Genomic DNA, 14096 nt, shown 5'->3' on the forward strand with positions numbered 1-14096 from the left:
AAACGTGCCCGTAAGCACGTTTTTACTTCTCTACAGAAGGATGTTACCAGATAATACCAACCATATTATGACAAGACAGCTATACATTTTTTCAGTCATTTTTCACTCCAAATTAGCCTTTATAATCATAGGCAATTTCAATGATTTCCTTAAGTTCAGAGATGAGTGGCTCTTTAGGATTAGCTGTCGTACATTGATCTTCGTAAGCTTTTTCAGCAAGGCGATCAGCATCTGCTTTCAACTGCTCTTTCTTAACTCCTTGTGATTTAAAGTTCATATCAATACCAACTGCTTTTCCAAGTTCGTAGACACGACGAGCAAGTTCTTCTGCTAATTCAGCATCATTTTTACCCTTGAATCCCATAAAGCGAGCAATGTCTGCGTAGTCTTTTTCCGCACGGAAGAAGTCATATTTAGGGAACATAGCATGTTTTTGAGGATCTTTAGCATTGTAGCGAATGATGTGTGGCAAGAGAATAGCATTGGTACGTCCGTGAGGGACGCCCCATTCACCACCAACTTTGTGGGCGATTGAGTGACATATACCTAGGAAGGCATTGGCGAAAGCCATACCAGCCATGGTTGAAGCATTATGCATTTTCTCACGTGACTCTTCTGTTGCTTTTTTAACAGATGTTTCAAGATTTTCAAAGACCAATTTAATGGCTTGAAGTGAGAGTCCACGCGTATAGTCGCTAGCCATAACAGAGACGTATGATTCGATAGCGTGAGTCAAAACGTCCATACCAGTGTCAGCTGTAACGCTCGCTGGTACACTCATAACAAGTGCTGGGTCAACGATAGCAATATCAGGTGTCAAGGCGTAATCAGCAAGTGGGTATTTGGTATGGTCATCACTGTCAGTGATAACTGCAAACGGTGTTACTTCTGATCCTGTACCAGATGTGGTTGGGATACAGATAAAGGTTGTTTTTTCTGCGTAAGGAATCTTGTAAGTACGTTTACGGATATCAAGGAATTTTTGTTTGGCGCCAAAGAAGCTAACATCTGGATTTTCAAAGAACATCCACATGGCTTTAGCAGCATCCATAGATGAACCACCACCGAGAGCAATAATTGTGTCTGGTTGGAAGTTGTTGAACAATTCAAGACCTTTGTAAACAGTGTTTGTTGATGGGTTTGGCTCAACGTCTGAGAAGACTTCTACTCTTGGATTATTAGGGTTAAGTGCCAATTGTTTACGAACAAGATCGGCGTAACCGAATTGAACCATACCAGGGTCACAAACCAATATCACTTTTTCAGCTTTGATTTGGCGAAGGTAAGTGATTGAGTTTTTTTCGAAGTAAACTTTTGGTGGCAATTTGAACCATTGCATGTTATTGCGACGCTTTGCCAATGTCTTAACGTTAATCAAGTCGAATGCCCCCACGTTGTGTGAAATTGAGTTGTGACCATATGAACCACAGCCTAGTGTCAATGATGGAATCATTTCATTGTAGATGTTACCGATACCACCTTCAGCTGATGGTGAGTTAACAAGTACACGACAAGCTTTCATGCGAATACCATATTGGATTTGAAGATCTTCGTCTTCGGTATGGATAACAGCTGTGTGACCAAGTCCACCAAGATCAAGCATAGCGGCTGCTTTATCAAAACCGTCTTTGACACCTTTTGATTTGATAAGAGCAAGAACTGGTGATAATTTTTCACGTGAAAGTGGGTAGTCTGGTCCCGCATCTTTGATTTCAGCAAGGATAATTTTTGTTCCTTTAGGAACTTTCAAGCCTGCCAATTTAGCAATTTCTTCTGCGGACTTACCAACAATTTTAGCATTGACTGCTGTTTTAGCTTCGTTAAGAACAGCTGCTTCAAGCTTTTCAAGGTCTGATTTTTTAGAAATGATGACACATTGATGTGCTTCAAATTCCGCTTTGACATCATCGTAAACTTCTTCATCAACGATAGCTGCTTGTTCTGAAGCACAAATCATTCCATTATCAAATGATTTTGAAACGATAATATCGTTAACAGCACGTTTAATTTTAGCATCTGCTGCGATGTAAGACGGCACATTACCAGCACCAACCCCAAGGGCAGGTTTACCAGTTGAGTAAGCTGCTTTAACCATGCCAGGTCCACCAGTCGCAAGAACTGTTGCTACTTTAGGGTGATTCATCAAGAGTCCTGTTGCTTCAATTGATGGTTCTTCAACCCATTGGATACAGTTTTCAGGAGCACCTGCTTCGATAGCTGCATCACGAACGATACGGGCTGCTTCAGCAGATGATTGTTGAGCTGATGGATGGAAGGCAAACACGATTGGGTTACGTGTTTTCAAAGCGATGAGAGCTTTAAAGATTGTTGTTGATGTAGGGTTAGTTGTTGGTGTTACTCCACAGATAACGCCGACTGGCTCTGCGATAGAAACAAGCCCTGCTTCTTTATCTTCTGAAATGACACCTACTGTTTTGTTATCTTTGATAGCATTCCAGATATATTCTGAAGCGTACATGTTTTTAATAGCTTTATCTTCATAAACACCACGACCAGTTTCATCAACAGCCATCTTAGCCAAAAGCATGTGTTTGTCAAGCGCAGCAATCGCAGCTTGGTGAACAATGTGATCCACTTGTTCTTGTGTGAAATCTGCCATTGCATCCAAAGCGACAACCGCTTGTTCAGCCAAGCGATCAATAACTTCTTGTGTGTTTGATTTTTGAACTGTCTCTGTTACTTCAACTGTTTTAGTCGCCATAATAAACTCCTTTAAAATATAACATTTTATTTTGTTAAAGGTTTCACAATTTGTTTATATGTTAATTATATCACAATAAATTTCCTTGTAAAGTGTTTTTGTGAACTTTTTTTCAAACTTTTTGTTTTTTTCTCTTCTTTGCCTAAAAAGTTTTAGGAGATTTGCATTTTTCTAAAAGTAAAACCCCTCCCAAATGATTAGGAGGAGTTATCCACATCAGAAATAGCACTAGCTTATCGACTATAACATTTAAGTTTCTTGACTTGGACTCACAAAATAGTGAAGTCTACAAGCTAGATGGCTTCAAGTTTTTGCAACAACTATCATTATAAGGCTCATTTGTTACTAGCGTTTCTGTTTCAACTGTCTTGCCTTATCCGCTCTTTCATAAATCATGGCTAAGGAAATAATCCCAACAAGAGGCATTAAGATATCTCTAACTGAGAAAGTTAAATTCCCTCTTAAAAACAGATAAAGGACGATTACGATAAACAAGATAGGTAGAATAAATCCCAAGTACTTGTTGCCAAAATAGCCAGCAATAGTTTGTAGACCAATAACACCCGCAATTATTAATATCACTACTATGTTAGTCATTAAACTGCTCCTTATTTTCAATGATGCCTTTGTCCTAACTTAAGCTTAAGAGCCTTGTTCATCAATAACATGACTCGTCTGTTTCAAAAGGTTTTTCTAAACTCTAAAAATCTTATGACAACACCAACACTATGCTGGTATCATGAAGCCTAGATTAAGTTATTACTTCACTTCGACTTTAGCAATAATCCAATAATAGACTGAGATAAGCGCTAATAAGATCAAAACTCCAATACCCTTGTAAGCATAATCTGGTAACTGTGACAAGGTTTCAAGAATGACTGGTAAACTGTCGTGTAATTGCAAACTAAACATGGCTACTGCTATTCCACCCAAGAAATTGATAGCAAGAAGGATGAAGATAAGTTTCCACCCCCATTTGTAAATAGCAAAGCCAAAGATAGCAATAACAAAACAACCAGCAAAACTAGTCCCGAATCCTGACAAGAAATCCTGCCAAGAGGGGAAACGATTGTTATCAACAAAAAAAGTGAAGAAGTTCGACACTGCGGTTATAATAGCGTAAATGAAGAAATTAGCAATGAAGTAGTTCTTGCGTTTATTACCAAATCGCAAAGCTGAGTCAAAGTCTGACATCCCATCTGTAAAAAAGACAATGATTGTCCAAATAGAGAAGATACTGGATATAAACTGTAAGGTGCCATTAATCCATGAATAGGTTTGGATATCAAAGGTGCTATTATCACCAAAAAGGAGGGCTAGCACTGTAAATGAAGCAGCAATAAGTGCAAAGACAAGTATAATCAGTGCCGCTATTTTTAAATGATCTAAAAGTTGCATGCCTCGTAGTTTTAACGTTCGTTTCATGATTAGTCCTCCACTAGATAATTAAAGAGTGTCTGTAGGTCATAATAACCAACTTGTCCACCTTGTCCAGTCACTTCTCGGATATCTTCCTCAGTGATCGTATCAAAGAGATAAGTTTCTGTCGTGCTTCCCAGTTGACGTTGATGAAGAATATATTTGTTAGGAAGGTCAGCATTCTTTAAGCGAACTGCCCTAGCTTGAACATCCTCAATATTAGCATCAACCAATAAAGCAGTCTCTTTAAGCATAATGACATGGGTCAAATAGTTTTCAACTTCTTGAATCAAGTGCGTTGACAAGATAATGAGACGAGGATGTTGCGCATAATCCTCTAACATAGCGTCAAAGAACTTCTGACGATTGACAGAATCAAGACCATTCGTAGGTTCGTCTAAGACGGTAACCGTTTCTCGAGTTGCTAATCCCAAAATATTGTAAACCAATGTTTTATTACCTGTTGATAGTTTCTTGATTTTAAGCTTTGGATCAAGATTAAAGCGAGCTAGAAGTTCTTCAGCATAATGAGCATCAAACTTTGGATACATGTTTTCATAATAGCGGATTAGTTTTGTGATTTTACCTTGAAAAATACTATTATAATCAGACACATCACTTGTTACAAAGACGATGTGGGCTAGGTCAAAACTAGTGCTAACACGCCCATCATACGAAGCAATCATGTCATTTATCAGTTTCATCATGGTTGTTTTCCCAACACCATTGCGTCCTAAGAGACCGTAGACGCCTACCTGATCTTTAAATTCTAAATTAATCTGTTGCAAAACAACTTTTCGACCATACTTTTTAGTAATCTCTTCTAACTTAAGCATTCTTCTCCTCCTTAATCATCTCAATCAAGTGATCCAGTGAAATATCTAATCGTTTGGCTTCTTGTAAAAAAGCTGGAAGCATGTGCTGACTAAAAGCTTGTTGCCTTTTTGCAATAATCAAATCTCTAGCTTCTGCTGTTACATACATGCCCATTCCTCTTTTTTTATATAGAATATCTTGATCAACTAGATCGTTAAGCCCCTTACCTGCCGTTGCAGGATTGACTTGCATCATCTTGGCAAATTCATTGGTAGATGGTACTTTATCATCAACCTTGAAATGCCCGCTTAAAATGTCATCTTCAATCATCTGTGAGATTTGCATGTAAATGGGTATTGCTTCGTTCACATAGTCACCTTCTTTTTTTCTCTTAAACATCAATCTGGTTTTATGGTTGGTTGGTCAACTAATCAACCTATGAACTTAGTATAAACTCAAATACAAAATATTGCAAGTATTTTCTTAACTTTTTTGAAAAAATATCTGTTACTCATACTCATTGAAAATCAAACTAGTTATCGTATTGAGATAATGAATTTTCCAAATAAAAAACAATGCCAAACAAGGTATTTCGCCTGCTTGACATTGTTGTGTGCTTTATTTTTTAGCGGGCTGCTTAGCCACTTGTTCAACTGCTTTTTGAACAGTATTAACATAAAGGTCAGCACCTTCTGTGCTGGCATCCGAATAATGAACACCATCAGTGCCTTCCCATATCTCAGGATGATCAACAGCCGCCGTATACCAATCCGCAACAGTAACGTATTGGTATTTTTTAGCCAACTTCAATTCGTAGTCTCTGATAGCTTTGACATCTCCCATTGCTTTTGCATTATATGGGGTCACAAAAACTAGTCGGTGACCTTTTGGTAGGACTTTAATATATTTCTGAGTTTCTTCCTCATAGCCACTTGTTGAATTTACCCCAACAGCGACAACGACAGTGCTTGACATGGTACCTGTTTGCGCTTGATTCTTGAAAATTGTGAATGCATCTTCAAAATTTCGACTGACAGCTGCATCTAATTGCACTTTAGGCATGATTTTCTTAAAAGCGGTCTGTGAGCGGAGAGCTACAGAGTCACCAATAACAGTAACGTCACTGAGGGCATCTACATCTCCGGCAGTGACCATATACGATCTTGTCAAACTATTCTGTGATTGTTTAAGAGAATTAACCAAAAGCTCCGATTCAAACTTCCCAACTTTTGGTGCCATCGCACTAACGATGACCAGTAGAAGAGATAGGGCTGTACCTATGCCTACCATAGCTTTCCAGTAGGGTTTCAAATCTATCTCTATGCCAAGGATACTAGGGATTTTCCCAGCAATGAAAGGCTCCAAAACATAAAAAGAAAACGTTGAAAAAAGAATAGAGAAAAACATGGTGAGAACCACTGCCAACCAGTTAGCAACGAGCTGACTGAAGATCACGTAGAAGGGCCAGTGGAATAGATAGAGACCATAACTGATGTCTGCAAAAAAGGTGATAAAAGCAGGTTCTTTAGCATTTGGTGTTTTCTCATGTAAGACACGCGCTGAATAAATCATGGTTGAGGCAAACAGAGTTGCCAAAATGAAACCAAAGAGAAAAGTCAGAATGTTATTAAAGTCTAGTGCGAATGTCAGTAACAATAAAAGGAAGAAACTGCCTGCCATATAAGCAATCGCTCGATTGAGAGACCAAAGTTGAGCATTTCTCTTAAATCGATGAGTCACCTCAGATACACCTGAATTCGTCGCAAAAATAGCTCCTAGGAAAAATCCAAAACTATGACTCAAACTAGAGTAGTAAATCAATGAAAGATTGTCCGTAAAGAAAGCTCTGATAAACATACTCACAAAACCCAGTCCAAACAGGGCAGATGAGACCATGAAGATCATCCCTCTAAATTTGAGAGGTGTTAAATGACGTTTTGAAAGCAACCAGATCACCAAAGCCCAGAGAAGATAAAAATGCACTTCAATAGCTAGACTCCATGTGTGCACAAAGAGATGAGGGATAAACTGGCTTTCGTAACTACTACCTGTAAAAATCTCGTAGAAATTTGTCGTAAACCCAAGCACTGCTGCTGCTTGCTTACCGATATCAGCAACAAAGTCCGACTTGACTAAAAAGGTAAAGGGGATGGTCACCAAAACCATCAAAACTAAAGGAGGGACAATCCGGTAAAAACGTCGCTTTAAAAAGCCAATGATATCAAATGCATCTGACCGACTGTACTCGTCAATCATTAGAGCTGTGATCAAGAAACCAGAAAAGGTGAAGAAGATATCAACACCGATAAAGCCACCTGGAAATTGATTTTTAAAAAAGTGATAGAGAAGGACTAAAAGCAGCCCGGTTACCCTAACTAGTGAAAACCATTTTATTCTCATTTTTTATAAATTCCTTGTTTAAACTCACCTTTGTAGGTCTTGTTGTCCTTTGTTTTCAAAACTCCTTGACCATCAGCCTGTCCTTTTTTAAACTCACCAGAATAGGACCAACCTTTGGCAGCCGTATAGGTCCCCTGACCGTCAAAAACACCATTTTTAAATTGCCCTTGATAAGTATCCCCATTTTCATAAGTTAACTTACCTTGACCGTTCATTCGGTTATTGGCCACTTCTCCGTTATAAGTGATTTTATGATGATCATACGTCAAAGTTCCCTTCTGTTTAAGAGGGATTAAAAAGACACTTAAACCTAGGATAATAATAAAGGCAACGGTTAGGAGTTCAATCGTCGCTCTTGTCAATTTTATTTTTTTGATATCTTCGATCAGCTGTTTCATAATGTTCTTTCTTCGTGTTTAAGATAATTCTTCCAACCAAGTGTGGCAACCTTTACGGACGAGGTTATGGGTCTCTTCAAAATCACCAGTGTACCAAGGATCGGGCACACCACCGTCACAAAAGAGATGAATTTTATTGTCAAAGTGTCCCGCAGAGAGCTGCTTTAAATCCGCAACATTCTGCTCATCCATGCCAATAATGGCATCAAAATAAGCTAAATCGTCTAACGTTACTTGCTGAGAGGTCTTTGATTGGTCATAAGCGTAGCCTTTTTCTTTAAGAATAGCTTGTGTTCTTCGATGGATAGGATTGCCATGCTCCCAAGAAGACGTCGCACGACTCTCAATCTGCCAATCCGCACCAGCAAAATCCTTCATCACAAACTCAGCCATCGGACTGCGACAAATATTACCAAGACAAACAAAACATACTTTTTTCATGAGCAACTCCTTGATAACATTATAACAGAAAAGTAATCAGGAAAATACATAAAAGTAACATACCACACTTATGAAAACTAACTCGCATCATTTCGATATCTGAAAACCGCTTTAAACTAGCCAAAAACTAACTAAATGAGATAATTAGTATGTGGGGTCAGAAATAGAGTCCGACAACTAACATCATATACTAGCAAAGTCGTTAAAAAATTAAAAATGGACAATTATCCAAGCCACCAACCAGTTGCAGTACCTAAACATGAGATAAGTGAAGTAATAATTGCAAACATTTTTGTTCTCCTTTATAGTTTATGAATTTAGTTTATCCAAATACAAAACAAAAGAACATGACAAAAAAGTCACGTCAGAGTGAGTGAAACTTTTTCATCCTAAATAACATTATGGAAACATTTTAAATAATCGGATTAGAAAAGTTTTTAGTATGTTTCAAAGCACATACAACAAAAGGCTCTTAAGTAAGACAAAACTTAAGAACCTTTCGTTATATAATCCATTATTAACCGTTTACAGTGAATCTTTTTCCCATTCAATAATTAGTTGCTCTTCTAAATATTGATTACCAACTATACGTGAAAATAAAAGCGCCTCATTATATTTCGCTTCAGCTGCTCCTCTATTGTTATGTTGAGCTAAAATCAATTTCCATTCCATCATATCTAAGATAGGCTGTTTTTGGTAATCTTGGGTTGTCGATATTATATCTCTAATTTGTTCAATTAAATCACTCGCATCTTGGAACTCTTCCAGTTTAATCAGTATGGTAATGGCTTGTAAAAGAATATCTCTTAGTAGAAATAAATCGCTTGGATGTGTAAATTGGGCTTGTTTTTTTAAATACCCACATAATTTTTTGACGATTGATAAATCAAATAATGTATCTTGAAAATTAGCAAAGTAAATATAGAAAAAATAAAGACGAATTATTAATAAATCATTTAATCCATATCGTTTTTTCAATTGAATCTGTTGAAAGGATTCTCTAACTAAGTCGCCACCAAAATTAACATCTTCATCTAAGTGGATATCCATTGAAGTTTGCAAAACTTCGATAGCAATTTTCTCATCTTCAGGTAACTTCTCAAAAAAATCTAAATAAATTTCATCAAAATATTGTGTTATTTGCTTTATCTGCTGTTCTTGTCGATAAGTTGGCGTTCTCATTATAAGATACTTCAGCTCTTTATAGCGAAATGGTAGCTCAAATTCTTCACTATCAACCAAGCTTGGTAGGGGAATATTTAATCTTTTGGCTATAAATAACATTTTCGAAAGAGAGGGAGCAACCTGTCCCCCCTCTATTCTAATTAGCTGCCTAACCGATAATTCCGATTGATCCTCGCACAATTCTTCCTGCGACATTCCTTTTTCTTTTCGTAGAATTTTGACTTTTAGACCAAAAGTTTCCACAACTCAAGTTATCTCCTCTCTCATTTGTATTTATATTATACCATTTTTTTATCCTTTTAGTAATATTTTTTAAATTTTTAGAAGCATAAAAAAAGAAACGTTCACCGTTTCTTTTGTCCATTATAACCCCAATCGTTCGAAGACTTCATCTACGCGTTTTGTATAGTATACAGGATTGAAGAGTTCGTCGATTTCCTCTTGTGTGAGGCGAGAAGTTACTTTCTCATCAGATTCTAATAATGGTTTAAAGTCGACTTGATTGTCCCATGAATGAGCTGTTTTTGGTTGTACCAAATCGTAAGCTTCTTCACGAGTCATTCCTTTTTCAATCAACTTGAGCATGACGCGTTGGCTGTAAATCAAGCCAAAGGTTGAGTTCATGTTGCGAAGCATATTATCTGGGAAGACGGTCAAGTTTTTGACGATATTGCCAAAACGATTAAGCATGTAGTTGATGAGAATGGTTGTATCTGGTGTGATGATACGCTCTGCAGAAGAATGAGAGATATCACGTTCGTGCCAGAGGGCAACATTCTCATAAGCTGTGACCATGTGTCCGCGGACAACACGGGCCAAACCAGTCATGTTTTCAGAACCGATTGGATTGCGTTTGTGGGGCATTGCTGAGCTACCCTTTTGGCCTTTAGCGAAGAATTCCTCCACCTCACGCTGCTCAGATTTTTGAAGCCCACGAATCTCAGTCGCCATACGCTCGATTGATGTCGCAATGCTTGCTAGCACGGCAAAATACTCTGCGTGGAGGTCACGAGGCAAGACTTGAGTTGAAATCTCTTGAGGACGGATGCCGAGTTTACCACAGACATACTCCTCAACGAATGGTGGGATGTTGGCAAAGTTACCGACCGCACCTGAAATTTTACCAGCTTCAACGCCAGCTGCTGCTCGCTCGAAACGCTCTTGGTTACGTTTCATTTCGCTGTACCAAGTAGCCAACTTAAGACCAAAGGTTGTTGGCTCCGCATGAACCCCGTGCGTACGACCCATCATGATGGTCATCTTGTGCTCACGCGCCTTGTCAGCCACGATATTAGTAAAGTTTTCAAGATCTTTACGGATAATGTCATTGGCTTGTTTGTAAAGGTAACCGTAGGCTGTGTCCACCACATCAGTTGAGGTCAAACCATAGTGAACCCACTTACGCTCTTCGCCAAGTGTTTCAGACACGGCACGCGTGAAAGCCACCACGTCATGGCGTGTTTCTTGCTCGATTTCCAAAATACGGTCTATATCAAAATCCGCATTTTCACGAATTTTCGCCACATCTTCCTTAGGGATTTCTCCCAACTCAGCCCATGCCTCATCAGCGAGGATTTCTACCTCAAGCCAAGCACGGTATTTGTTTTCTTCACTCCAAATATTTGCCATCTCAGGACGAGAGTAACGTTCGATCATTTTATTTTCTCCTTTACTTGCTTATTAAATAATCACAGATATGGTTAGTAATCTTTTCTTTAGGATAAGGTATCCCAAAATATTTACGACTAATAGTACAGTATCCTTTGTCATCTAGCTGATAAATATATCAACAAACTTCTCCAGATAAAGTTGTAAAATAAAGCGAAACCGCCTCTGGAACATGTTGAAATTTTGCCGAATTAGATGAAACATAATTGTAAATTTCATTTTGATGTTTTTTTGAAACTACATAAACTCTTTCATCCGTACTGATTCTAGGAATAAGTTCACTGCTTAACTCTTCACCAAAGAAAATATACACATTAAACATTGGCTGGTTGTTCACCATTTCCAGAGATAAAATTTTATCTCGCTTATTCTCTTCAGAATATGATTTTTCAAAACTATTAGAATCTACAATCTTATTCTTCCCAAGTTTCATGATTTTATACCATTCTTTATCATCAAAATATATTCTGCAATTAGGTTTAATAAGTTGGAAATCATAATTCAACACTATTTCTGGACGTAAATTACGTAACTCTTTTTCACTTTCTGGTGATAATTGAAAATGAATCACAATTAGTGATATTACAATACCTGTAACGCTTCCATAAAAACTTAGCCAATCTCCCAAATCAGTATTTAATACTCAATGAAAATCTAAATCTAAACCCATTTAAGTACAAGGTGTAAATCTGGACAATTTACTAGGATAAGGAGACTCGAACCATAGTTCTATATTCAGATTTTGAATTAAAATCAGTATAAATACACAGAAAAAATATACTAATTAGCAATGAAAACATTGGACCAGAAAATAACACTAAAATCAATAAAAACAGTAATGTCCTTATGTTATCTCTTGGATATTTTCTCATAATTCTACCAATCAATCCCTTCCCCAAACTCCTCTTTACCAATAGCAACCGACGGATAGTGGTCTAGTTTGTTTAGATCTGTATTGAGTGGCAAATCATAGACAGCTAAATAATCATTTGGAAACTGCTTTTCTAACTCTGCCATTTTATTAGAAATAGAATTCTCGTCAGTCGAAGCATAGAGTGCTTCAACCACACCAAGTTGACCATTTTCTATAAAGGCGTGAATAATGATTTTAATCATAAGAAACCTCCCTAAAATTCCTCCACACTATCCGCTTCATCACTAAACACGGTCACATGTCCCATCTTCCGATTGTGTTTCGCTTCTAGTTTACCATAAAGGTGGAGGTGAGCGCTAGGGTTGTTCTGAACATAGGTTTGGGCGGCTTCCACATGTTGGCCGAGAACGTTGAGCATAACGGCTGGCGCATATTGGTGGATTTGAGGGAGCGGTTGTCCCAAAATGCCCAAGATATGGGTGTCAAACTGCGAGAAGTCGCAAGCTTCGATGGAGTAATGTCCTGAATTGTGGGGGCGTGGTGCGATTTCGTTGACGATGATGTCGTCTGCTGTAGCAAACATTTCCACACAGAGGGTTCCTGATAAATCCAACTGCTTGGCGATTTGTAAAGCCATTGATTTGGCCTTTTCCGCTAGTTGATCAGAGATGCGAGCAGGTGCAATGGTTTTGGAGAGGATGTTGTTGCGGTGGATATTTTCTTGAACTGGAAAGACAGTAAAATCAGCTCCATTGCCGGACACAATCACTGAAATTTCCAAATCAAATGTGACGAATTCCTCCAAAACACAAGCCGTTGAGTCAGCCAAGTCACGGGCTTTAGCCAAATCTTCTTGAGACGAAATAACCACTTGCCCGTGTCCGTCGTAGCCTCCTGTCGCTGTCTTGAGGACCTGCTTTTTGGTCAAGTCGATGTCGTCCAAATCAGCGCTTGAGGTCATGACCTTGTAAGGGGCCACGACTACGCCAGCTTTTTGCGAGAGGAAATCTTTCTCCGTGATACGATTCTGAGAAATACGCAGGAGGTCTGTCCCTTGAGGAAGTTGGTTGCCTGTCACGACAGCATCCAGGCCGTCCGCATCCACGTTTTCAAACTCGTAAGTGAGGACATCACAACGTTCTGCCAACTCACGCAAGGCATCAACGTCGTCATAGGCTGCCACGATGACTTCAGACACCCGTGAAGCTGGACAATCTGCGGCTGGATCCAGTGTAATAACCTTGTGGCCCATGTAGATGGCAGAAATGGCCATCATCTGCCCAAGCTGACCGCCTCCGATAATCCCGATTGTCTTAGTTGAGGTCATCTGTCATAGCCTCCGCGATTTTTCCTTGTTCCTCTTGGAAATGGCTGAGCTGTTCAGCGATTGTAGTATCTTCGATAGACAAGATCCGTAGCGCTGTTAAAGCGGCATTGGTCGCACCTGCTTCGCCGATTGCCATAGTTGCGACTGGTACACCACTCGGCATTTGAACAATAGAATAGAGAGTCCAGTCCTGAAAGGGCACGAGATTTAACAGGTACACCGATAACAGGAAGAGTTGTTTTGGCAGCTACCGTACCTGGCAAATGGGCTGCACCACCAGCTCCCGCGATGATTCCAAGAGTTTCTTAGCAATCGCATGCCCACGACCACCAGAACCAACAACTAAGAGTTTCATAATATAAGATACCTCACATCTTAATACCAACGAAACAACGTTCGTTTCGTTTGTTTGCACAATGATATTATAACATATTTTTTGTCTATTTAGAGTGATAAACAGAACAATATGACATAAAACAAGAAAAAAGTTTGTATAAAAAACGTGACACGAACTTTTAAAGGCTATTAAGGAAATGTTATTCCTATATATTGAAAAACCGTTACAAGAGCTGCAAGAAATTCAATAAGGTATATAAGTGCTTGTTGTATTGCAACTAGCTTGATTGGCGACTTCTTCTTAATTTATAGTTGCTTCAGATACATTTTTTAAGTTATAGATATCTAATATTTTTTCTGTAACAGCTCGAAGTACGCCGTAAATGCCAAATGTTCCAAAAAATAAGAAAAATGGTAATCGAACAATTGGTTTGTAAGGATGTACTCCATAAACGCTATCCAAATGATAATAAAACCTAAACCAACTCCGAAGTCACCATATAATTGCTT

General features: G+C 38.6%; 14 protein-coding genes and 1 pseudogene. All 15 read right to left on the bottom strand.

Annotation, left to right across the window (positions count from 1 at the left end; genetic code table 11):
* Positions 1–112: 112 nt before the first annotated feature.
* A complete protein-coding gene (gene adhE / locus ACMZ6U_RS05980) occupies positions 113–2722 on the bottom strand; it encodes a bifunctional acetaldehyde-CoA/alcohol dehydrogenase (protein WP_416107087.1) in 2610 nt (869 codons plus the stop codon).
* 345 nt (positions 2723–3067) lie between these two features.
* The gene (locus ACMZ6U_RS05985) at positions 3068–3319 is read right to left on the bottom strand and encodes a hypothetical protein (protein ID WP_416107089.1); all 252 of its coding nucleotides are present in this window, start codon (positions 3317–3319) and stop codon (positions 3068–3070) included.
* Positions 3320–3481: 162 nt separating this feature from the next.
* Positions 3482–4147 (bottom strand): hypothetical protein, encoded by a 666-nt coding sequence (locus tag ACMZ6U_RS05990; protein WP_416107091.1) that lies wholly within the window; start codon positions 4145–4147, stop codon positions 3482–3484.
* A 2-nt stretch (positions 4148–4149) separates the two neighbouring features.
* Complete coding sequence (locus tag ACMZ6U_RS05995) at positions 4150–4977, bottom strand: ATP-binding cassette domain-containing protein (protein ID WP_416107093.1); 828 nt, start codon at positions 4975–4977, stop codon at positions 4150–4152.
* Complete coding sequence (locus ACMZ6U_RS06000) at positions 4970–5326, bottom strand: GntR family transcriptional regulator (RefSeq protein WP_416107095.1); 357 nt, start codon at positions 5324–5326, stop codon at positions 4970–4972. Before ACMZ6U_RS06000 ends, ACMZ6U_RS05995 begins: the two co-directional genes overlap by 8 nt.
* Before the next feature lie 249 nt (positions 5327–5575).
* Complete coding sequence (locus tag ACMZ6U_RS06005; RefSeq protein WP_416107097.1) at positions 5576–7357, bottom strand: acyltransferase family protein; 1782 nt, start codon at positions 7355–7357, stop codon at positions 5576–5578.
* Positions 7354–7755: a hypothetical protein gene (locus ACMZ6U_RS06010; RefSeq protein WP_416107099.1), complete on the bottom strand. Its 402-nt coding sequence runs from the start codon at positions 7753–7755 to the stop codon at positions 7354–7356. Before ACMZ6U_RS06010 ends, ACMZ6U_RS06005 begins: the two co-directional genes overlap by 4 nt.
* Positions 7756–7773: 18 nt before the next feature.
* Entirely contained in the window at positions 7774–8196 is a 423-nt protein-coding gene (locus ACMZ6U_RS06015; protein WP_416107101.1) for a low molecular weight protein-tyrosine-phosphatase, read from the bottom strand.
* Positions 8197–8721: 525 nt separating this feature from the next.
* Entirely contained in the window at positions 8722–9624 is a 903-nt protein-coding gene (locus ACMZ6U_RS06020) for a helix-turn-helix domain-containing protein (RefSeq protein ID WP_416107103.1), read from the bottom strand.
* A gap of 120 nt (positions 9625–9744) precedes the next feature.
* A complete protein-coding gene (purB, locus tag ACMZ6U_RS06025) occupies positions 9745–11037 on the bottom strand; it encodes an adenylosuccinate lyase (protein ID WP_416107105.1) in 1293 nt (430 codons plus the stop codon).
* A 130-nt stretch (positions 11038–11167) separates the two neighbouring features.
* Positions 11168–11677: a hypothetical protein gene (locus ACMZ6U_RS06030; protein WP_416107107.1), complete on the bottom strand. Its 510-nt coding sequence runs from the start codon at positions 11675–11677 to the stop codon at positions 11168–11170.
* 248 nt (positions 11678–11925) lie between these two features.
* Positions 11926–12165, bottom strand: a complete 240-nt coding sequence (locus tag ACMZ6U_RS06035; protein WP_416107109.1) for a phosphoribosylaminoimidazole carboxylase — start codon at positions 12163–12165, stop codon at positions 11926–11928.
* A gap of 11 nt (positions 12166–12176) precedes the next feature.
* Positions 12177–13250, bottom strand: a complete 1074-nt coding sequence (gene purK, locus ACMZ6U_RS06040) for a 5-(carboxyamino)imidazole ribonucleotide synthase (RefSeq protein ID WP_416107111.1) — start codon at positions 13248–13250, stop codon at positions 12177–12179.
* Positions 13237–13543: pseudogene (locus ACMZ6U_RS06045) on the bottom strand (5-(carboxyamino)imidazole ribonucleotide mutase); the annotation flags it as partial. The gene purK and the pseudogene ACMZ6U_RS06045, both read right to left, overlap by 14 nt.
* Entirely contained in the window at positions 13498–13665 is a 168-nt protein-coding gene (locus ACMZ6U_RS06050; protein ID WP_416107113.1) for a hypothetical protein, read from the bottom strand. The gene ACMZ6U_RS06050 and the pseudogene ACMZ6U_RS06045, both read right to left, overlap by 46 nt.
* Positions 13666–14096: the final 431 nt, after the last annotated feature.

Origin of the sequence: Streptococcus pluranimalium, from assembly GCF_047785745.1 — a bacterium.
GTDB classification, from domain to species: domain Bacteria; phylum Bacillota; class Bacilli; order Lactobacillales; family Streptococcaceae; genus Streptococcus; species Streptococcus pluranimalium_B.

Bases quoted from the DNA above. Each gene is read 5' to 3' on its own strand.
- purB (WP_416107105.1), bottom strand. From the start codon at position 11,037: ATGATCGAACGTTACTCTCGTCCTGAGATGGCAAATATTTGGAGTGAA.
- ACMZ6U_RS05995 (WP_416107093.1), bottom strand. From the start codon at position 4,977: ATGCTTAAGTTAGAAGAGATTACTAAAAAGTATGGTCGAAAAGTTGTT.
- ACMZ6U_RS05985 (WP_416107089.1), bottom strand. From the start codon at position 3,319: ATGACTAACATAGTAGTGATATTAATAATTGCGGGTGTTATTGGTCTA.
- ACMZ6U_RS05990 (WP_416107091.1), bottom strand. From the start codon at position 4,147: ATGAAACGAACGTTAAAACTACGAGGCATGCAACTTTTAGATCATTTA.
- adhE (WP_416107087.1), bottom strand. From the start codon at position 2,722: ATGGCGACTAAAACAGTTGAAGTAACAGAGACAGTTCAAAAATCAAAC.
- purK (WP_416107111.1), bottom strand. From the start codon at position 13,250: ATGACCTCAACTAAGACAATCGGGATTATCGGAGGCGGTCAGCTTGGG.
- ACMZ6U_RS06015 (WP_416107101.1), bottom strand. From the start codon at position 8,196: ATGAAAAAAGTATGTTTTGTTTGTCTTGGTAATATTTGTCGCAGTCCG.
- ACMZ6U_RS06035 (WP_416107109.1), bottom strand. From the start codon at position 12,165: ATGATTAAAATCATTATTCACGCCTTTATAGAAAATGGTCAACTTGGT.
- ACMZ6U_RS06005 (WP_416107097.1), bottom strand. From the start codon at position 7,357: ATGAGAATAAAATGGTTTTCACTAGTTAGGGTAACCGGGCTGCTTTTA.
- ACMZ6U_RS06010 (WP_416107099.1), bottom strand. From the start codon at position 7,755: ATGAAACAGCTGATCGAAGATATCAAAAAAATAAAATTGACAAGAGCG.